Below are 19,503 nucleotides of genomic sequence, written 5' to 3' on the forward strand. Positions count from 1 at the left end.
GGCGGCGCCCGAGCTGTCGACTCGGCTCGTCCGTGAGAACTGAACGGTCGTGATCGAGGACCTCACCGTCCGCGACCTGCTGAAGAGCGGCACGCACGCACGTGCCATTTCCGATGCGTCGTGGACGCAACTGCGCGCCATGCTGGAGTACAAGTGCGCCCGGTGCGGGCGTGAACTCGTCGTGATCGACCGCTTCTTCCCCAGCAGCAAACTGTGCGGGAACTGCGGGAGCGTCCACGGGAAGCTGCCGCTGAACGTCCGCGTGTGGACGCGTGCTTGCGGCGCGGTGCATGACCGCGACGTGAACGCGGCGCGCAATATCCTGGCCGCCGGACTGGCGGCGTCTGCCTGTGGAGACGGTGTGAGGCCTCAATGGGAGTCCTCCCGGACGGGGCGGTCGTCGGTGAAGCAGGAACCCAGCGGGCGACCGCTGGATTTCCCCGTCTTTAGGCGGGGGAGGAAGTCAACAGTGCCGAGATGCCCGAACCGTCGATGCCGTGTCGCTTGAAGCGGTGACCGGCTGCCTTGATGGTCCGCCGCCTGGTCGCCTGCTTGTGCTCACTCCTGTATCGCGTCACGCTCTCCTTCACGCGCCGGAGGCAGGGTTGCTCGCCCTTGGTCCGGCTTCTTCACTGTATTGTATTCTGAACGTAATTCAATGATGCGGAGCGGGTGGCCGCCGTTCGCGCGTGGGGTGTCCCGGTCGACCTGTGCCCCTGGTGTCAGGATCCGCAGGCCGCACTGGCCGAGCCGCTGGACGACTCCGCAGGCAGAGATCTCCGCGGACTGGCTGGGGGAGCTGCTGCGGCGTGAGGGATTGCGTTGGGAGCGCATCCGCGACAGCGTGCGGCACAGGGCCAGCCCCGTCCTTGAGCAGGCCGACCGGGCCCAGCGGGAGGATGTGCGGCCTTACGGCAGGCCGCACATGCGGGAGACCGCGATCTGATCTTCCTGGACGAGCCCGGTTTCACTCCCACCATGCCCACCGGCTACGGAGGGCATCCTGGGCCTCCGGGTCAACGTGCTCTGCGTGATGATCGTTGGTAGTGAGCCGGACCTTCTCTGGCAGCGCACCAGCGGGAAGGTCGACGCGGGGACGCTGCTGGACTTCGTCTGTGTGCGGCTGGCGGGCCTGGGCGGTGGCGCGGCCGCGTTGGGCCTGGCCGCCGACGGACTCGGCGTCGACATCATGCCGGTCCGGGAGAGGCGCAGGCCGTGTGCGGTCGTACGGGACAACGCCTCGGCCCACACGGCCAACGCGTTCAAGGGCTGCCGCCGTCAACTGGCGGAGATCGGAGTGGAGTTGTTCTGTTGACCGCCATACAGTGCGGTGTTGAACGACATCGAGCTGGTGTGGCGTCGGGAAAGTACGAGGACTACCCACAACGCGCCCACACCAGTGCCGACTCCCTCGGTGAGGCCGTCGACCGGGTGATGACTCAACGGCAGGACCGGACCCGAGGACCAGCAAGGAACTTCGCCCAAGTCGCTCAGCGGACCGAACGTCCTTCGAGCTGGCCGAGCAGCGCGCGTACCTCGAGGGCACGTGCCCGACGCGCGTCGAGCACCGGGTTGATCACCCCGCGCAGCACGGACAGAGGTGTCCAGTGAGGCGGACGGATCGATGCCGACGCGCGCGCCGCGGGAAAGGGAAGCCCGGGTCGTCGCGGCGCCGAGCCCAGCGTGCCGCCCGGCAATGGTGTCGCGGTGATCCCTGCTGGTCACTCTCGGGCCGTGTACGCGGCGAAGTCGACGAGGCCCGGCGGGAGGCTGCCTGAGGTGATGTCGGGTTCCACGTCGGCAGCCTCGCTATTTCTCGGTCCGGCGTGCCCTGATGGCACGTCGAAGTGGCCGAGTGAGGTGAATCCCTCGGGCTCCTCACGCTCTTCTCAGGCGGCGTGGGTGGGGTAGTCGGTGTAGCCGGCAGCGTCGCCGCCGTAGAAGGTGGCGGGGTCGGGGGTGTTCAGGGGTGCGCCGGTGCGTACGCGCTCGACCAGGTCGGGGTTGGCGAGGGCCATTGAACCCACGGTGATGACGTCGGCGATGCCGTTCTCGATGTCCTTGGCGCGGGTGGCGATGTCGGTGCCGGCGCGGTTGAGGAGCAGCGTGTTGGGCCACAGCTTCCGGAGGGTGTGCAGGAGTTCGTCGTCGCCGCCGTGGGCGATGTGCAGGTAGGCGAGGTCGAGGGGGGCGAGGGCGCGCACGAGTGCCGGGTACAGCTCGTGGGTGTCGCTCTCCGCTATGTCGTTGAAGGGGTTGCCGGGGGAGATCCGGATGCCGGTGCGGCCGGCACCGATCTCGTCCGCCACGGCGGTGGCGACTTCCACGGCGAAGCGGATGCGGTTGTCGAGGGAGCCGCCGTACTGGTCGGTGCGCTGGTTGGTGTTGGTGGCGAGGAACTGGTGCAGGAGGTAGCCGTTGGCTGCGTGGATCTCGACGCCGTCGGCGCCGGCCGCGATGGCGGCCGCGGCGGCACTGCGGAAGTCGTCGACCGTCGCGGCGACCTCCTCGGTGGACAGTTCGCGCGGCGCGGGCATCTCCTGGGGCCCGGAGGGCGTGAACATGACGCCCTGCGGCCTGATGGCGGAGGGAGCCACCGGCTGCCGGTGGTGGGGGGTGTTGTCGGGGTGGGCGATTCGCCCCGCGTGCATCAGCTGGATGACGATGCGTCCGTCGGCCTTGTGTACGGCGTCGGTGACCTTTCGCCAGCCGTCGATGTGCTCGACCGTGTAAATGCCCGGCGTCACCGGGTACCCCTGCCCATCGGCGGACGGCTGGGTGCCCTCGGTGATGATGAGCGCGTGCGAGGCGCGCTGAGCGTAGTACTCGGCGTTGAGCTCGGTCGGCACGCCGCCCGGGGTGGACCGGCTACGGGTCAGAGGAGCCATGGCCAGCCGGTGGGGCAGGGGGATCTCTCCGGTGACGGTCGGGTTCCACAGGGCGTTGAGCATGGTTGGTTCCTCAGGGTCTGGGCGGCTGACGGCCACGGGGGCTGGGCGCCGTGTGGGCGCGAACAGCCAGAAGGGCATTCATTAGAAGTACGATCGTAATGCTAAAGCTTTGGGGCGACGTGGGCAAGCGCGATCCGTGCCGCTGCACCACCGGAGATCAGGTGGCCGTCAGTGGTCGGTCACGGGGTGGGATCTTCGCGTCGAAGCACAGGGCGAAGGACCTCGATGACACTCGCGTCGTCCACGGTGGAGGGGATTGGTTCGTCGTGGCCGTCGGCGATGCCGCGCATCGTTTTGCGCAGGATCTTTCCCGAGCGGGTCTTGGGCAGGGCGGCCACGACCGTGACGCTCTTGAGGGAGGCGACGGCGCCGATGCGGTCGCGTACGAGTTGGACGAGTTCGGCCTCGACCTCGGTCGCGTCGCGGCTGACGCCGGCTTTGAGGACGACGAAACCGCGCGGTACTTGTCCCTTCAGCGCGTCGGCGACGCCGATGACGGCGCATTCCGCGACATCGGGGTGAGCCGCCAGGGCTTCCTCCATACTGCCGGTGGACAGCCGGTGCCCGGCGACGTTGATGACGTCGTCGGTGCGGCCCATGACGAAGACGTAGCCGTCGTCGTCGATGTGCCCGCTGTCGCCGGTGAGGTAGTAGCCGTCGAAGGCGGAGAGGTAGGAAGCGACGTAGCGGTCGTCGTCGTTCCAGAGGGTGGGAAGTGCGCCTGGCGGCAGGGGCAGCTTCACGACGATTGCGCCGTCGACCCCCGCGGGCACCGGATCGCCTGACGGGTCAAGGACGCGTACATCCCAGCCTGGCAGCGGGCGGGTGGGGGAGCCGGGCTTGACGGGCGCGGCTTCGATGCCCACCGGGTTGGCGACGATGGGCCAGCCGGTCTCGGTCTGCCACCAGTGGTCGATCACCGGGATCTCCAGAAGGGTGCTTGCCCAGTGGTATGTCTCGGGGTCGAGGCGCTCACCCGCGAGGAAGAGGTGACGCAGGCTGGTGAGGTCGTAGTCCGCGGTGAGCGAGCCGGTCGGGTCCTCCTTGCGGATGGCCCGGAAGGCGGTGGGGGCGGTGAACATCGTCTTGACGCCGTACTCGGCGACGACGCGCCAGAACTGGCCCGCGTCCGGGGTGCCGACCGGCTTGCCTTCGTACAGGACGGTAGTGGCGCCGGCCAGCAACGGTCCGTAGACGATGTACGAGTGGCCGACGACCCAGCCGACGTCCGAGCCGGTGAACATCGTCTCGCCGGGGCCCACGTCGTACACGGCGCCCATCGACCAGTGCAGAGCCACCGCGTAGCCACCGCCGTCACGTACGACACCCTTGGGTTTTCCGGTGGTTCCGGACGTGTACAGGATGTACAGGGGGGCGTTCGCGGCAACGGGAACGCAGTCGGCCGGTGATGCCGCGGCGACCAGGTCAGCCCAGTCGATACCGTCGGTCCCCAACTCGGCCCGCTCCTGGGGGCGTTGAAAGATCACGCTCTTTTCCGGCTTGTGGACCGCGAGTTCGATGGCTCGGTCGAGCAGAGGCTTGTACGCGATCACTCGCTTGCCCTCGATGCCGCAGGAGGCGGAGACGACCACCTTGGGGGCGGCGTCGTCGATGCGGAGGGCGAGTTCGTGGGGGGCGAAGCCGCCGAAGACCACCGAGTGGACCGCGCCGATCCGCGCACAGGCCAGCATCGCGATGGCGGCCTCGGGGACCATCGGCATGTAGATCACCACTCGGTCGCCCTGTTCCACGCCGAGTCGCGCCAGCCCTCCGGCGAAGGCCGCCACCTCGTCCCTCAACTGTGCGTAGGTGTAGGTGCGGTGGGTGTCGGTCACGGGCGAGTCGTATATGAGGGCGAGTTGATCGCCGCGGCCCGCTTCGACGTGCCGGTCGAGCGCGTTGAAGCAGACGTTCAGCCGACCGTCGGGAAACCAGCGGTAGAAGGGGGCGCCGGAGGCGTCCAGGGCGTGCTGCGGAGCGACATCCCAGTCGATGCCCTCCGCCGCCGTAAGCCAGAAGTTCTCCGGGTCTTCGGTGCTGGCGCGGAAGACGTCCTCGTACTTTCCCATTGCGCACTCCTTTGTGGCATCCGGGGGCCGGGGGAGGGGGCGGTGTGCGGCATGATGCCTCAACGCATACCCCAGGTTGGCCGGAACGGCCGAGCAGGATGCCGGTGACCGGATTCTCGGGCACCGGCATCGCGGTGATGTCGGCGGGTCCCTGAGGGGCAGGCCCTGCCCCCGGGCCCCGCCCTCAGGCCCTGGTCAGGCGCCGAGGTGCGTGCGGAGCCACTGCCCCATCCGTCCGATCGCCTCGTCCACCTCGGGCACGCGGCCCGCGCCCATAACGAACGAGTGCTGACCTTCGGGAAGGCCGTGGGTCTCGGAAGTGACCTTGAAGTCGGCGAGCCGGCGCCCGAGTTCGGCACCGTCGTCGGCAAGGGTCTCGTACTCGCCGTAGTAGACGAGCGTGGGCGGCAGGCCGGTCAGGTCGGCGTTGGCGATGCTGACCCGGGGGTCGGCGGGGTCGATGGCGGGGTCCTGCACCCAGGCTCCGCGGAAGAACTCGAGGGTGGCGCGGCTGAGGATCTTGTCGTTTTCCTCGTTGGCGTCCACCGCCGGGTTCTGGAGGGTGAGGTCGGTCCAGGGCGAGACGCTGACGATCGCACCGGGGGTGGGCTCGCCCTTGGCCAGCAGGCGCAGGGGCAGCAGGATCGCGAGCGTGCCGCCGATGGAGTGGCCGGTGCTGCCGATGTTTTGGGGCTCGTAGCCCTGGGAGAGCAGCCACCGGTAGGCCGTCTCGACGTCGTCGAGCTGCGCCGGGTAGGGGTGCTCCGGCGCCAGGCGGAAGTCCACGACCAGGGAGCGGACTCCGGCAGCCCTGGCGATGTGGCCGGCGGCCTTGCGGTCGGAGTGCATGGAGGCGGCGACGGATCCGCCGAAGTGGAAGTGGAGCAGCGCCTTGTCGGGGGCGGCACCCTCGGGGATGGCCCACAGGGCCGGTACGCCGTCCGCGTCGACCTCGGCGTAGGTGACGCCTTCCGGTTCGGTCGACGCCTTGTGATGCGAGTCGATGATGTCGCGGACGATGCCCAGGTCGAGCCCCGGTGTCCCGGCCTTCGCAGTCACGCTGGCGAGGAACTCCGCGAACTCGTGTGCTTCCTTGCTGACGCCCATGATGGCGCTCCTTCTCAGATGGGTGCCGTGACGGGGTGTCCGCGTGGCAGCCGGATCGATGTGCTGGTGACGCTACTCTCTGAGTATTTGAAAGTAAACTCAGCTCTACTCCCGGCGCACTCTCGGATGCCCTCGCAATCTGCTCGCGGCACGCCTGCGGGTGCCGATAGAGGAAGAGGTGTCGGCTGCCTAGATGTGCAAGGAGCCCGGTCCCGGCTGAGTTTACAATTCTATACTCAGGCGGTAGTGTCGTCTCGTACGGACGGCATACCTGAGCGGCCTCGCGACGGTTGTGAGTCCTGAGGCGCAGAGGCTCGGCCAGTCAATTCCCGGCCGCTCCTGCTGAGGGTCGAGGCTCGACGTGGAGATCCATACCGCCCTCACCCCGACCGCTGAGAAAACGACCGACAAGATCACGCAGAAGGCTGGCTGACATGAAGGCATTCGTCGTCGAGAAGTACGGCAAGGACGGCGTGTCCGCCGCCGACGTACCCGAGCCCACCGTCGGGGACCGCGACGTCCTGGTGCGGGTGAGTGCCTCGAGCATCAACCCCTTGGACAAGATGGTCCGCAACGGAGAGTTCAAGCAGCTCCTGAAGTACAAGACTCCGTTCGTGCTCGGCCACGACGTGGCCGGCGTCGTGACGCGGGTCGGCTCCGCCGTACGCAGCTTCAAGGTCGGCGACGAGGTGTACGCCCGTCCGCGCGACCTGCGGATCGGCGGCTTTGCCGAGTCCATCGCGATCGACGAGGACGACGTCGCGCCCAAGCCGGCGTCGCTCACCCTGCAGGAGGCTGCCGCAGTGCCGCTGGTGGCCCTGGCCGCCTGGCAGATCCTCGTCGAGCGTGCCCGCGTGAAGCCGGGCCAGAAGGTACTCATCCACGCCGGTGCCGGCGGTCTCGGGTCGACGGTCATCCAGCTCGCCAAGCACCTCGGTGCCACGGTGGCGACGACCACGGACACCCGGACCGAGGAGCTGGTGCGCAGCCTCGGAGCCGACCTCGTCATCGACTACACCAAGGAGGACTTCTCGAAGGTCCTGTCCGGCTACGACTTCGTGCTGGACTCCCTTGGCGGTGCCAACCTCGAGAAGTCGCTGACCGTACTGAAGCCGGGCGGCCTCGCCATCGGTGTCGCCGGCCCGCCGGATTCCGGATTCGCGAAGCAGGCCGGTGCCCCCGGATTCATGGGTGGGGTCATGAACCTGCTCAGCCGAAAGGTCCGCAAGCAGGCCAAGAAGCTGGGTGTGCGCTACCAGTTCTTCTTCATGGAGGCCAACGGCTCCCAGCTGCGCAAGCTCGGTGCCCTGTACGACAGCGGCAAGCTCCGCCCGGTCATCGACCAGGTCTTCCCGTTCGACCGGACGCTGGAGGCCATGGCGCACGTCGAGCAGGGGCGCACCAAGGCCGGCAAGGTCGTGGTGTCGATGGTGTCCGACGGCAACTGAGGTCGGCGCAGATCTCCGGCGGGTTCGGCCTGCCGGAGCAGCGATCGCGCAGCCGACGAGCCGCCACATGTCGAGCACGTTCTGGCTGAGTACTTCGCGATCCCCGTCGAGCAGACGGAGCGTGTGGATTGACCCTCTACGAGGGTTGGCTACCAGTAGGGGAGAGGGTCCATGAGCCAGCCGGCAGTGACCGCGGGAGTCACACAGGTCGACGGAGTTCGCCTGCACTACCTCCGAGCGGGATCCGGGCCCCTGCTGGTCCTCCTGCACGGCTGGCCGCAGACCTCCGACTGCTGGCGGCCGGTACTGGGCGAGCTCTCCGCCGACTTCACCGTCGTCGCTCCCGACCTGCGCGGGTACGGTCTGAGCGACAAGCCCACGACCGGGTACGACAAGCGGCGGATGGCAGCCGACATGGCCGGCCTCGTCGAGGCGCTCGGCTTCGAGCGTGCCGCGGTAGTCGGTCACGACCGCGGCGCTCGTGTGGGGCACCGGTGGGCGCTGGACCGTCCGGAGCAGGTGGAACGACTGGCCGTGCTCGACATTGTGCCTACGCGGGAGATGTTCCGTCGGCTGGACGCCTCGCTCGCCTCCGGGTACTGGCATTGGCTGTTCCAGATGCAGCCTGATCTGCCCGAGCGCCTCGTGGGGCGCGACATCCGTGGATATCTCGAGTACTTCTTCGAGCGCTGGACCTACAACCGCCACGGTCTGACACCCGAAGCGGTCGACGGCTACGTCCGCGCCTTCTCCCGTCCGGGCGCCATGCGTGCGAGCTTCGACGACTACCGCGCCATGGAACAGGACGTGACACTGGACGACGTCGACGCCGGGGAGGGCCGCCGTCTCACCATGCCTGTGCTGGCCCTGTGGGGTTCCCAGGGGCTCCCGTCCCGCCTGCCCACGCTGGAGATCTGGCGCGAGTACGCGGACGACGTCACCGGTGCCGAAATCCCGGAGTGCGGCCACTTCATACCGGAGGAGCAGCCGGCAGCGATGCTGGCGCACCTGCGGCCGTTCCTGGCTGACGGAAGGGCTGTTCAGCCCGGGCCTTTCAGGAAGCTTGCCCGCGGTTCATGATCGAAAATGAGGAAGGTGCCTGCTGCCTGGGATGATCTGGCTTGCCGAAGGCCCTGACCGTTCGCCATGGAAGGCACCTGCCGAGCGAGGGCTACCGGGTCGCGCCCGAAGATCATCGTGAGTGCTGACGGGCGTGGCGTGGTAGGTCACGCCGGTGCCCGGCTGCTCACCGACGTCGCCGAAGTGACCGGCCTGACCGCAGCGTGAGGTGATGCCTTGGCCGGGTTGCGGCAGCGCTGCGGTGTGCATGACCCAGGCCGGGTCTCCAAAACAACGCCTCACTTCGGATCTGCCCCGATGCCGGCCATGGCGGCGTCTTCCCCCACCACGAGCAGTTCGTGCCGCATGTTCTGGAGCTTCTTCGATGAGCTCTCACACCGGAGGTATCAGAAAGATGAGTCTGAAGAAGCTGGTTCTTGGTTCCGCGGGCCTCGGGATCGCCGTGATCGGGTTGATCTATCTCCTGGCTCCGCACCTCTTGCTCGACGTCTACGGGGTCGACATCCAGTCGCCATCGGAGGCGAACATTTTCAGGAGCGGTTCCGGGTCACTGTTCGTAGCCGTGGCGATCTTGTTCTGCCTGGGAGCCTTTAACACGCGTTACACCAGGACTTCACTCATCACGCTGTTCACCTTCATGAGCGGCCTGGCTGTGGGGCGCGTGGTCAGCATCGTGGCGGATGGGTGGCCCCATGCGGTGCTGATCGCCGTCCTTGTCGTCGAAGCTTCCTACGCCGTCGCTGCGGCCTATGTGTTGCGGGTGGAGGACTCCTCCCCGCAGCTGAGGGAGGACGCCTGACAGCCAACGCCCCCGTGCGGCAGGGCTCACGACAACAGCTGGCCGGCCATAGATCACCGTTGCGTGGCGCTGAAGCTGACGCCGGGAAGCCGCCGTTCGAGATGGTGGACCATACGGTCACCTCCACCGTTTCGCTGCTGCGGGAGGTGGCGGATGCCGCCGGCGTGTTGATGAACAGATCGTTCGATCGGGAGCACGTCGGCCCCTCACGGGGGGCGGCCGCTCCAGCGGAAAGGAACCGTCCATGGATGAGCAGGAGCGCTTCGACGTCGTGGTACTCGGCGCGGGCCCCGGCGGATACGTTGCCGCCATCCGGGCCGCCCAACTGGGCAAGCGTGTCGCGGTGGTCGAGGAGAAGTACTGGGGTGGCGTCTGTCTGAACGTGGGCTGTATCCCCACCAAGGCCCTGTTGCGCAACGCCGAACTCGCGCACGTCTTCACCCGCGAGGCGAAGACCTTCGGCATCAAGGTCGAGGGTGAGGTCTCCTTCGACTACGGGGAGGCGTTCCGCCGTAGCCGCAAGGTCGCGGACGGCCGGGTGACGGGCGTCCACTACCTGATGAAGAAGAACAAGATCACGGAGATCAGCGGTCGGGGCACGTTCCTGGACGCGCACACACTCCAGGTGACCGACTACGACGGCAACACCCGCGCCATCGGCTTCGATCACTGCATCATCGCCGCCGGGGCGACCCCGAAGCTGCTGCCCGGTACCCGCCGTACGTCGCGCGTGGTGACGTACGAGGAGCAGATCCTCGCCGAGGACCTGCCGCAGTCGATCGTGATCGCGGGCGCCGGCGCCATCGGTATCGAGTTCGCCTATGTGCTGCACAACTATGGCGTGAAGGTGACGATCGTCGAGTTCCTGGACCGGATCGCCCCGCTGGAGGACGTGGAGGTCTCCGCCGAACTGGCCAAGCAGTACCGCAAGTTGGGCATCGACGTCCTCACCTCGACCCGGGTCGAGTCGATCGACGAGTCCGGTCCGCGGGTACGGGTCACGGTCACCGGCAAGGACGGCACCCAGCAGGTCTTGGAGGCCGACAAGGTCCTCCAGGCGATCGGCTTCGCGCCGAACGTCACCGGCTACGGCCTGGAGAACACGGGCGTCACGGTCACCGAGCGCGGCGCGATCGACGTCGACGGACGGTGCCGTACCTCCGTCCCGCACCTCTACGCCATCGGTGATGTCACCGCGAAGCTGATGCTCGCGCACGCCGCCGAGGCGATGGGTGTGGTCGCCGCGGAGACGCTCGCGGGTGCGGAGACGATGGAGCTGGACTACGTGATGATCCCGCGGTCCACCTTCTGCCAGCCGCAGATCGCCAGCTTCGGGTACACCGAGGCGCAGGCGAGGGAGAAGGGCTTCGACGTCCAGGTCGCCAAGTTCCCGTTCACCGCGAACGCCAAGGCCCACGGCCTCGGTGACGCGACCGGGTTCGTGAAGCTGATCAGCGACGCCAAGTACGGCGAGCTCCTCGGCGGCCACCTCATCGGCCCCGACGTCACCGAACTCCTGCCCGAGCTGACCCTGGCCCAGCAGTGGGACCTCACGGTCCACGAGGTCGCCCGCAACGTCCACGCCCACCCCACCTTGGGCGAGGCAGTCAAGGAAGCCGTCCACGGCCTCGCCGGCCACATGATCAACATGTAAGGGGATGCTTGCCCCAGCGGCGACAGGGCCCGCTGGGGCTCAGATCGGCTTCGCGCTCTTGAGCCTGCGAGGCCTCCGAGACTTCCCGAACAGGAGCGCCCGGCAGGATCGCCCTGTACGAGATCTACGACCTGGCCGTGACCATGGCCGGGTTGCGATCTGGTTTGCTGCGGCGCCGAAGACGTCGTGCGCGATGCGGTCGTCGCTGAGGAGGTCGCGGTGTGCTCTGAGAACTGGCAGGCGGGATCGGCAGCCGTGACACGTCGCGGGTCGGGTGGTGTGCGTCGTTTTCCTGGTTGCCTGGGTTGGGCGGTCAGATCTGGACGAGGGCCGGAGGCGGTACGAAGCCGTCTACTTCCCGGCCGAGCAGTGCGGCGAATTCGATTGTGGTGAGATCGCCTCCGCTCGGGCCCATGGCCTGCAGCCCGATGGGCAGTCCGGTTCTGCCCTTGTGCACGGGGATGGTCGTTGCCGGCCCTCCGGAGACGTTGGCGACGGCGCTCCACTTGACCTGGTCCCAGTAAGGGCGTTGTACGCCGTCGACCTCGCGCTGCCGGAGTTCGTCCCGCACCATGTGGGCCCGACGAGGCGTTTCTGCTTGGCGCGGGTGCATTCGATGTTCTTCGGCAGTAGCTTCAAGGTCGAGGACTTCGCACACACCACGGGCCCAGAGAGGGCCAGTGACCTCGTCGAAGACGGCGAGGATGCGGGGGTGGGTCCGGGTACTCGGGCAGGCCGGGCGCGGCGGTCTGGGCCGGGAGGCGGTCCGCGAGAGCAGTGATGGTCTTCCGGGTGATTGTCAGGCCGGGCGACGAACCGGGGGATCGCTCACGACGGCCAGTCGGAGGGAAGTCCGTCGTTTTCGTTGTAAAAGTCTTCCCCCGCTTGGGCGATCGCCGCCATGGCGCTCCGGTAGGCGTAGCCGTATTCGGTGACCGACAGCGACTCGCAGCCGGGCGGCCGGGTCTCCGGCGGGGTCGTCCGCGACCAGTCCGCGGTGAAGAGCGAGTCGATGCCCGTCATACAGGCGCGGATCGCCTCGGCGTCGGCCGGGGGCGCGGTGGTGGCCGTGGCGGCCGTCGGGGAGGAAGCTGTGGCACCGTCCTCCGGGCTGCCGGAGTCCCCTGATCCCTCCGAACAGGCGGCAAGTGTCAGCAGCAGGGCTGCCGTGGATATGAGCGCTGCCGTGGTCCGCATGTCCCCTGCCCCCAGGTGATGTTGAAGAAGAGATCACATAGTGGCAGATGCGATCAGTTGGCGCACTGGTGTGTGTTGTGCCCGGTCTGCGCTCCGGCAAAGGGAGTTCGAGCAGGGGAACGGTGGTTGCGGTGCCGGTTCCCTTCGATGGGGACGGCTTTGGCGGCCGCTCTTACTGCCTCGGGCCCCGCCGGCGACACGCCGCGGCATCTGGCTGCTCTCCTCGGCGACGATGCGGAGGCTTTCGTCGACGGGTACTCGCACCTGTGGTCGGCAACGCTTCGTCGCGAGGGCAAGGCCGGGCCTGCGACGGCGCCCACCGCGCTGCTCGTCGCCGAGCTCCTGGACAATCCGCTGCTGGGGCCGGATGATCCCTCGTTGCCCGATGCCATGCTCGCCTATCTGTATGAGGTCGGTGTCGCCGCCGACCTCGGAGACCGGGCTGCGGAGATCCGTGCTCGGGTCAAGGACCGCGCACCGGAGCTGCGGGCCTGGACTGCCGAGTACGTGTCGACGGATGCGGACGGCAGGGCCCGGATGTGGCGGGACGGCACGGGTCTGGGTGAACTTGTCCTCGATCAGGCGGCGCTTGCCTGCTTCGACCTGGCTCCCGCGCTCTTGCGGCGGACACTGTCGTACCTCGCCTCGGAACGGGCCAGGCGCAGGACATGCGCCGCAGCAGCTGTCGGGTCACTGGCGCGGCATCCCGCAGCCGACGTGCAACGCCGGGAGTTGCCGGACCAGTTGACGCCGATGGCCCGGGCCGCCGATTCCTCGTATGACCTGGCGGCGATTGTGATTGCCATTGGCCACCTCGGCGGCGGCACGCGCCCCTGGCTGGCTGACCCGCATGCAGGCGTTCGGGCCTGCGCGGCCCTGGCGCCCGACCTGGCCGGCGATGACGCTGCCGACCAGGTGCTGATGGAACTGGCGCGGTCGCCGCAAGCCTTCGGCGAGTCCTTTGGCGACATGGCTCCACCCCTGCAGCTCCAGTCCAAGTCGTACCAGGACTTGCTCGCAGCGCGACGCGCGAGCTGATGTCCGGTGTCCGGCACGGGGGTTACGGTCGCGGCAGGGTGAACAGTCCCTGCTCGGTCTCGGCCAGGATTCCCCGCTCGGCGAGCCGCTTGAGCTTCAGGCGGACGTTGTTGATGCTGTTGGGCACGGTCTCCACGTCCATCGCCTCACACACCGCCCGCGCGCAGCGGGGCATTGGCCGCGGCGAAGACCGCCATGATCTGCTGGTAGGCCGGATGGTCCGGCAGTTTCGCGGCCGGCGGCTCGGACGGGGGTGGATCGGGCAGTTCCAGCAGTGCCTTGCGGGTGATCCGGATCTCCTCAGCGGCTGTGTCGAACCCGTCCAACAATGCTGTCAGTTCCGCGATCTCCTGCCGAGCCGCCTCAGCCTGCGCGGGGATCTCAAGCCTTCCTGCGCTCCCCGCGTCTGCGGGGCGCCGCTTGGCTCTCCTCGCTGACCCCCGCAGGGTCTGGCCGGCCAGGGGCTCAGCCGGCGGCGGTCACATGGGGCCGGACGGTGGTGTCCGGGACGAGGATTATGGCGGTCACGAGCGCGGCCAGGAGGGCCAGGGCGACGAGAGAGGGGACGAAGGTGACGGCGGGTCCTGCGACGAGGCAGACGGCTCCGCCGGCGAGGAGGAGCGGGGAGCGGTGGCTCGTGGTGCGGAAGAGCAGGGCTGCCGAGGCGAGGAGGAACATACCGACGCCGCCGGGCAGGGCCCAGGCAACGACACCGTGGAGGGGTTCGGTCAGGTCGTAGTGGCCGGTGTCGGCGATCTGCGTGAGGGCCTTCTTCATGCCGAGGGCGGTGATGACGATTCCGGCTACGAGCGGAAGGTGGAGGAAGGTGTACGCGTCACGGGCCAGCCGGGTGCGGTCGTCGCCGGTCACGGTGGTCAGCCGATGCTCGACCGGCTCGGCGAGTTGACGGAAGTACAGGCGCCACAGCCCTGCGGAAACGAGCAGCCCCAGGGCGGCACCGGCCACGACCGGAGTGCTCAGCGCGAAGCCGGAGACGCCGACGCCGATGGCGACGATCGACTCGCCGAGGGCGATGATGACGATCAGGCCGTGGCGTTCGGCGAAATGGCCGGGTGAGGCGACCCGCCAGCCCGATTTTCCGGTGAGGAAGATGCCCAGGTAGTCGATGAACACGGCGGCGAGCCAGATCAGGATCTGGGTGGTGCCGGTGAACGCCGCACCGATGAGGAGCAGGGCGAACGGCGGGGCCACCGAGAACAGGGCAGTGCGGCGCAAGACGCGGTGCAGTGCCTGATCGGTGGGGTCGGACAGCCAGTACGTGACCAGGTGAAGCACGCGGACGGCGCCGTAGCACAGGACGAAGACCAGGGGGGCGGGCAGTCCGCCGGGCGCATCGTCGTAGATCTCGGGCACGGTCAGCGACACGATCAGGACGACGGCCATGACGGACACCAGCACGGTGAACATCGCGCCGGAGTCGGCCCGTACGACGTTCCCCAGCCAGGCGAAACAGCACCAGCACCACCACAGCAGCGCCAGCGCGACCATCCCGCCGAGCAGCCGCAACCCTCTCGGGTCGGCCGCCATCAGTGCTGTGACCTGAGTGATCGCATACACGAACACCAAGTCGAAGAAGAGCTCGGCCGGTGTCACTCGGTGGCCGCCCTCGGTCGCGACCAGCCGCGACCCCTCGCCATTCGTTACCACAACTTCCCCCTCCGGGGCGCCCCACCGCCCACCGGCGGAACGATAACCCACTGGCTATGGCCAAAGATGGCTATTGCTGGGTACGGGAGTTCGCTTCCCGCGGACACAACGGAAGAGGGAAGTGATCCTCCGTTTCGGGGCCGAGCCCGGCCCGAGAAGACCTTGGAGACACGGCGTCGGGTGTTGGGTGCGGAGCATCCGGACGCGCCGTCCACTGGGCGGCGCTGAGGGTCTGAGCCTGTATGAGCCGGTCGACGGCGCGGGCACGAGCCGCGTCGGATCCGTTCGGATCCACGTGCGGGGTTGCAGTGACAAGCCATCCGGCCCCGATCAGGGCGAGCATCCAGCCGAACACCGCAGGCGGCCGCAGCGGCATGCGCACCCACCCCGACGGCTCCCTGGACATCTACGTCCAGCGCGAGAACCCGGGGCCAGACCGCGAGCGCAACTGGCTGCCCGCCCCCGCGGGCAGATTCAACGTCTTCCTGCGCCTGTACTGGCCCCAGCGGCCTGCCCTCACCGGCGACTGGACCCTGCCGACGCTGCAACGCACCAGCCGAATCCTGCCGGCCCTGGTGCCTCCCCGAAGGGTTCCTCGTCGATCACTCGAGTCCGACGAGGGGGGTGATCGTAGCTGGGGCCGCCTGCGTCAGGTGACCAGCTCGTAGATGCTCGCGGCCGTCAGCCACAGGCCGGCGAGGAGGGAGAGCGTGACGATCAGCTGCTCCTGATGTTGGCCCAGCCAGTTCCTCAGGGCGTTCAGCCTGGCTTCCGCGGCCGCAGGCGCCCAGACCGCGTACATCTCCATGACGATGAGGCTGAGGGTGGCCAAGAGGCAGTAGCCGGTCAGCGCGACCCAGTCGCCGTCGGTGGAAAGGTTCGCCTGAAGGGCCGTCGCAGCACCGGCGCCGACCAGGCCCCAGGGCTGCAGCAGCCAGGCCAGACCGGCTGCCGTAACCCAGGAGGCGTTGTCGATCCGGGTGGCCCAGCGCGGTGGGCCGTGGGGGCGGGGCGGTCGGCGCCGCCGGTGCTCGCCGTACAGCACCAGGGCCAGACCGATGGCGAGTTTCGCGGCGATCGCGCCGGTCGAGGGCACACTGTGACGGGCCGGGGGCTGACCGCCGGTCAGCAACACCACGACGGCAATCACGGCGATCAGGTTGGCCAGCCACGACAACAGGAACGCCAGCCCCTGACGGACACCGCGCCGCGAGGAGAGCAGCAGGATGAAGGCGCTGTTGTGCAAGGGCCCCAGAGTGATGGCCGTACCGATCACCACCAGGTCGAGGACCATCGGATCAGTCTCTCCTGGGCGTCAGGGCCGCCCGCCACCCATGGACTAGGGACCGACCGGCAGAGGGATGCGGCGCTGCAACGGCGCCGCATCCCGACTGTGCAGGCGGCGGCCTGGCGGGTCAAGCAGGACACGCCCACGAGGCCCTGCCGGGCGTTTGGGAAAGGTATCGCCGGCTCACGTCCGCCTCGGCTCCGACGCGGCCACTGAGACGCGATCCGGGGCGCCACCAGGCATCTCTTCACAGCCCGAACCGCCTTTGCGCGGGCCTGCAGCCTGAGCCGCTTTCGAAACTGAGCTGTACTGGGATTCGTGGAGTCCCCGGACTCTCCCGAGTTGGGTGGAGTCGAGTTGCTTGGTTTGAGCTCCAGCCGGGTCCGCCACCGTCTGCGGTTGAGGAGTTCGACCTGGACGCGGGCCCAGAAGGATTCCATCATCGCGTTGTCCACGCAGTCCCTGATGGAGCCCATCGAGGGCAGCAGGCCGGAGGCCCTCGCGCGCTGGGTGAACGCCCAGGACCCGAACTGCACTCCGTGAGCGGAGGGGATGATGGCGTCGCCCGGGCGTGGGGAACGGTTGCCGATGGCCCTGGCCATGGCCAGGGCGTTTGTGGTCAGCGCCGCGGTGGGCGAGGCGTCGATCGACCAGCCCACAACGCGTCGCGAGAACGTGTCCAGGACGACCGTGCAGTACACCTTGCCCTCGAAGGTGGGGTGTTCGGTGCTGTCGGTGACCCATAACTGGTCCCGGGCGTGGCGGGTGAAGTTCCGCTCCACGAGGTCGGCGACGGATGGGGTGACGTGCTTGGCGCGGGGGCGCCGGTTGCCGGGCAGGCCGTGCAGGCCGGCGCGCGCTGCATCAGCAGTTCCACGGTGCCGTGGCTGACATGGATACGCAGGCCCAGACCGAGCTCGGCGTGCACCCGGCGGGAGCCGTAGGTGCCGCGGAATGCGGTGTGGATGCCCACGATGGCCTCGGTCAGCCAGGCGTGCTTGACCAGGCGGTTCGAGGGCGGACGGTTGTGCCAGGCGTAGTACCCGGATTCAGCGACGTGCAGCGCTGAAGTGGACCCCGCCCTCGGCCCGCCCCAGCTGCTCCTCGACACGCTCCCGGGCCTTTGGGTCCAGGCTGCCGCGGGCTCTGGGTCAGTCGGTGAGTTCGGTGTGGAGGCGGATCGTGGTACCGGTGGCGGGGGCGGAGTGGATTTCGACGAGGTCGCAGAGCTGGTGGGCGAGCCACAGCCCCCGCCCGCCGACCTGGGTGCTGCTTGGTCTGTGCCGTCCCACCAGGGGATCTGCGATGTAGCCGGCGTCGCGGAACTCGCACACCAGCCGTTGGTCCTCGCTCCAGGTGCGCAGTGTGCCGTGTCCGCCGCCGTGGCGGATGCTGTTGGCGGCGATCTCGGTGGCGGCCAGGTGCAGCTCGCGCAGTCGGCGGCCGCCCAGTCCGAGTTGTTCGGCGCAGGCCGAGATCTTCTCCCGCAGGGCGGGCAGGTCACCGGTGGCGTAGATGAACTCCTCGTAGGGGTCGCACGGCTGGTTCAGCGGGGCGAAGTCGAACGGAGCCTGCGGGTCGTAGTCCGTGCACGGTGTGTTGCGGCCGCCCGAGCGGATCTGGGGGTGGCAGCGGGCGAGCTGCTCCAGGGCGGTGTTCTCGCCGGCGGTGTCATAGGGGCACAGCAGCCACCAGGCAGGGCCGTCGGCGAATGCCCTGTTGAGCAGCCATTCGTGATAGCGCAGCTGTTCCGCCTGCGCGTGGCTGCGTACTTCCTCCCAGGGAGATTCGCCGATCCCGCGCACGGGCCGCCCTCCTGCGGCGTGCTCATTGATCCATTCCTGCCAGGCTCCGATGAGCCGACCAGGGTGGTGCGCCACGGCGCTGGTGTCGACGTAGCGCACCGCGCCGTCCTCGGGGACCTCGGAGCGCAGCAGGGATGCCTTGGCCTCGGGGACGGCCACGACAACGGCCTCCCCTTCGGCGAGGGCTTCCTGGATGAAGTCGACGGTGCCCTGCAGGAACTCGTCGCGGCCCGCGTACGGGTACAGCTCATGCCGGTACCCGGCTTGCGCCGACGGGGGAGAGTCGGAGCGCGAAGGGGAGGTCACGGCGCCATCACCACCGGAATCGAGGGGACGGCGAAGCCGGACAGTTCCCACGCCAGCCGCACCGTTTCGTTCGTGCCTTCCAGGACGACCTTGCGGTCGGGAAGATGCCGGGAGGCCTCGGCCAGGGTATTCATGGTGGCCGCGTCCAAGAACTCCAGACCGTGACAGAGCAGGCGCACGGTCGCGCTCTGCGCAAGCAGGGTGCGCAGGACCGCGCCGAAAGCGTCGGCGCCTTCGGCGTCGATGACCCCGTTCACCGTCCAGCCTTCCTTCCCCGTCCGGTACACCGTGAATGGCGGTGCCGGACGGCTGCCCACGTAGTGGGGGTGCACACACCTGACTTCTTCCAATGTAGAGGCGTCCCACTCGGCACCGCGGTACGCGCAGACCACCAAGGTGCCACTGTCGGCGGCGAACTCCTCCAGGTCCAGCTCGCTGCGCAGCAACGCCTCAGGGCCCTCGGGCCACGCACCAGGAGTCACGTGGTTCAGCACGCGCAACGACCGGTACCCCTCCCGCCCGGCGCTCTCCGCCTCGCGACGCACCGCACCGATCAGTGAGCCCTCCAGCCGGGCGGGGTCCAGCACCGTCTGGGCGAACTCGCCGGCCGCCTCCACGGCCCGCCCGACGATCATCACCTTGTCGCCGAACAGAGCCCCGTCCGCGACGAAGGCCCGGCTGCGGTCCATGACATCGTCCGCCGGCGCCATCAGCTGGCAGACGTGATCACCGATACCGGCCTCGTCGAGCGTGGCCAGTGTGCGCGCCGCTCTCACCCATCCTCCCTCGCTCTGGTGCGTCTCACCCTACTGGCACACCCCTTACAGGCTCCGGGCAGCTGGACTCGGGACGGGGCGCGCGCAGGCACTGGCAGGTACGCATGCATGGCGCCCGTGGGCTGGCGTCGTCGACGGCCCCCTCGATGGTGTCGGGGATGAGCGGTCAGGCCTCGACGGCGCCGAGCAAGCGGCTCTCGCCTCGCACGTCCGGGCGATGACGCACATCATCCGCGGCTCCTACGACTGGGCGCGGACGGAGACAGCCCGCGGTGACCTCAACGGCGTCGCACTGGCTGTCGCCTCCGGCTACGAGG

General features: G+C 68.5%; 19 protein-coding genes and 2 pseudogenes. 9 read left to right on the forward strand and 12 right to left on the reverse strand.

The window, feature by feature from the left end:
* Positions 1–10 precede the first annotated feature (10 nt).
* Together ACIOHP_RS45655 and ACIOHP_RS45660 are read left to right on the forward strand one after the other, a co-directional pair.
* Positions 11–450: pseudogene (locus ACIOHP_RS45655) on the forward strand (RNA-guided endonuclease InsQ/TnpB family protein); the annotation flags it as partial.
* 580 nt (positions 451–1,030) lie between these two features.
* Positions 1,031–1,315: a hypothetical protein gene (locus tag ACIOHP_RS45660; protein ID WP_401897109.1), complete on the forward strand. Its 285-nt coding sequence runs from the start codon at positions 1,031–1,033 to the stop codon at positions 1,313–1,315.
* A 574-nt stretch (positions 1,316–1,889) separates the two neighbouring features.
* Here ACIOHP_RS45660 and ACIOHP_RS45665 read toward each other — a convergent pair.
* The 3 genes from ACIOHP_RS45665 to ACIOHP_RS45675 all read right to left on the reverse strand — a co-directional run bounded on the left by ACIOHP_RS45665 (position 1,890) and on the right by ACIOHP_RS45675 (position 6,127).
* Positions 1,890–2,951: an alkene reductase gene (locus ACIOHP_RS45665; protein WP_401897111.1), complete on the reverse strand. Its 1,062-nt coding sequence runs from the start codon at positions 2,949–2,951 to the stop codon at positions 1,890–1,892.
* A gap of 179 nt (positions 2,952–3,130) precedes the next feature.
* Positions 3,131–5,020 carry a propionyl-CoA synthetase gene (locus ACIOHP_RS45670; protein WP_401897113.1) on the reverse strand — a complete coding sequence of 630 codons (1,890 nt, stop codon included), beginning with the start codon at positions 5,018–5,020 and terminating at the stop codon, positions 3,131–3,133.
* Positions 5,021–5,215: 195 nt separating this feature from the next.
* The gene (locus tag ACIOHP_RS45675) at positions 5,216–6,127 is read right to left on the reverse strand and encodes an alpha/beta hydrolase fold domain-containing protein (protein ID WP_401897114.1); all 912 of its coding nucleotides are present in this window, start codon (positions 6,125–6,127) and stop codon (positions 5,216–5,218) included.
* A gap of 434 nt (positions 6,128–6,561) precedes the next feature.
* Here ACIOHP_RS45675 and ACIOHP_RS45680 point away from each other — a divergent pair, with 434 nt between their 5' ends.
* The 5 genes and pseudogenes from ACIOHP_RS45680 (at position 6,562) to lpdA (ending at position 11,108) form a co-directional block, all read left to right on the forward strand.
* A complete protein-coding gene (locus ACIOHP_RS45680; RefSeq protein WP_401897117.1) occupies positions 6,562–7,575 on the forward strand; it encodes an NADP-dependent oxidoreductase in 1,014 nt (337 codons plus the stop codon).
* A 171-nt stretch (positions 7,576–7,746) separates the two neighbouring features.
* Entirely contained in the window at positions 7,747–8,655 is a 909-nt protein-coding gene (locus tag ACIOHP_RS45685) for an alpha/beta fold hydrolase (RefSeq protein ID WP_401897119.1), read from the forward strand.
* Positions 8,656–8,721: 66 nt separating this feature from the next.
* Positions 8,722–8,922 (forward strand): annotated as a pseudogene (locus tag ACIOHP_RS45690) (IS1380 family transposase); the annotation flags it as partial.
* Positions 8,923–9,049: 127 nt separating this feature from the next.
* Positions 9,050–9,454 (forward strand): DUF4345 domain-containing protein, encoded by a 405-nt coding sequence (locus tag ACIOHP_RS45695; RefSeq protein ID WP_401897122.1) that lies wholly within the window; start codon positions 9,050–9,052, stop codon positions 9,452–9,454.
* 244 nt (positions 9,455–9,698) lie between these two features.
* Positions 9,699–11,108 carry a dihydrolipoyl dehydrogenase gene (lpdA, locus tag ACIOHP_RS45700; RefSeq protein WP_401897123.1) on the forward strand — a complete coding sequence of 470 codons (1,410 nt, stop codon included), beginning with the start codon at positions 9,699–9,701 and terminating at the stop codon, positions 11,106–11,108.
* Between the two features lie 313 nt (positions 11,109–11,421).
* Here the strand turns inward: lpdA and ACIOHP_RS45705 are convergent, their stop codons facing one another.
* Together ACIOHP_RS45705 and ACIOHP_RS45710 are read right to left on the reverse strand one after the other, a co-directional pair.
* Complete coding sequence (locus tag ACIOHP_RS45705) at positions 11,422–11,721, reverse strand: amidase family protein (RefSeq protein ID WP_401897125.1); 300 nt, start codon at positions 11,719–11,721, stop codon at positions 11,422–11,424.
* A gap of 215 nt (positions 11,722–11,936) precedes the next feature.
* Positions 11,937–12,305: a hypothetical protein gene (locus ACIOHP_RS45710; protein WP_401897127.1), complete on the reverse strand. Its 369-nt coding sequence runs from the start codon at positions 12,303–12,305 to the stop codon at positions 11,937–11,939.
* Positions 12,306–12,464: 159 nt separating this feature from the next.
* Here ACIOHP_RS45710 and ACIOHP_RS45715 point away from each other — a divergent pair, with 159 nt between their 5' ends.
* Positions 12,465–13,343: a hypothetical protein gene (locus tag ACIOHP_RS45715; protein ID WP_401897130.1), complete on the forward strand. Its 879-nt coding sequence runs from the start codon at positions 12,465–12,467 to the stop codon at positions 13,341–13,343.
* 146 nt (positions 13,344–13,489) lie between these two features.
* On the opposite strand, the gene ACIOHP_RS45720 is transcribed toward ACIOHP_RS45715, so the two are convergent.
* Positions 13,490–13,669 carry a hypothetical protein gene (locus ACIOHP_RS45720; protein WP_401897132.1) on the reverse strand — a complete coding sequence of 60 codons (180 nt, stop codon included), beginning with the start codon at positions 13,667–13,669 and terminating at the stop codon, positions 13,490–13,492.
* A 139-nt stretch (positions 13,670–13,808) separates the two neighbouring features.
* Positions 13,809–15,011 carry a low temperature requirement protein A gene (locus ACIOHP_RS45725; protein WP_401897133.1) on the reverse strand — a complete coding sequence of 401 codons (1,203 nt, stop codon included), beginning with the start codon at positions 15,009–15,011 and terminating at the stop codon, positions 13,809–13,811.
* 308 nt (positions 15,012–15,319) lie between these two features.
* Here ACIOHP_RS45725 and ACIOHP_RS45730 point away from each other — a divergent pair, with 308 nt between their 5' ends.
* Positions 15,320–15,679 (forward strand): DUF1214 domain-containing protein, encoded by a 360-nt coding sequence (locus tag ACIOHP_RS45730; RefSeq protein WP_401897135.1) that lies wholly within the window; start codon positions 15,320–15,322, stop codon positions 15,677–15,679.
* Here the strand turns inward: ACIOHP_RS45730 and ACIOHP_RS45735 are convergent.
* Genes ACIOHP_RS45735 through ACIOHP_RS45755 form a run of 5 tightly spaced genes read right to left on the reverse strand, consistent with a single transcriptional unit; the run spans position 15,661 to position 19,186 of the window.
* Positions 15,661–16,305, reverse strand: a complete 645-nt coding sequence (locus ACIOHP_RS45735; protein ID WP_361558822.1) for a GAP family protein — start codon at positions 16,303–16,305, stop codon at positions 15,661–15,663. The two genes, ACIOHP_RS45730 and ACIOHP_RS45735, sit on opposite strands and share 19 nt — an antisense overlap.
* Positions 16,284–17,000 (reverse strand): transposase, encoded by a 717-nt coding sequence (locus ACIOHP_RS45740; RefSeq protein WP_401897137.1) that lies wholly within the window; start codon positions 16,998–17,000, stop codon positions 16,284–16,286. Before ACIOHP_RS45740 ends, ACIOHP_RS45735 begins: the two co-directional genes overlap by 22 nt.
* Positions 16,919–17,410 carry an IS3 family transposase gene (locus ACIOHP_RS45745; protein WP_401897138.1) on the reverse strand — a complete coding sequence of 164 codons (492 nt, stop codon included), beginning with the start codon at positions 17,408–17,410 and terminating at the stop codon, positions 16,919–16,921. The genes ACIOHP_RS45740 and ACIOHP_RS45745 overlap by 82 nt, the downstream gene beginning before the upstream one ends.
* A 40-nt stretch (positions 17,411–17,450) precedes the next feature.
* Positions 17,451–18,410 carry an anti-sigma factor RsbA family regulatory protein gene (locus ACIOHP_RS45750; protein ID WP_401897141.1) on the reverse strand — a complete coding sequence of 320 codons (960 nt, stop codon included), beginning with the start codon at positions 18,408–18,410 and terminating at the stop codon, positions 17,451–17,453.
* Entirely contained in the window at positions 18,407–19,186 is a 780-nt protein-coding gene (locus ACIOHP_RS45755; RefSeq protein WP_401897143.1) for an MEDS domain-containing protein, read from the reverse strand. Before ACIOHP_RS45755 ends, ACIOHP_RS45750 begins: the two co-directional genes overlap by 4 nt.
* Positions 19,187–19,503: the final 317 nt, after the last annotated feature.

Source organism: Streptomyces sp. NPDC087859, assembly GCF_044742595.1.
GTDB classification, from domain to species: Bacteria; Actinomycetota; Actinomycetes; order Streptomycetales; family Streptomycetaceae; genus Streptomyces; species Streptomyces canus_F.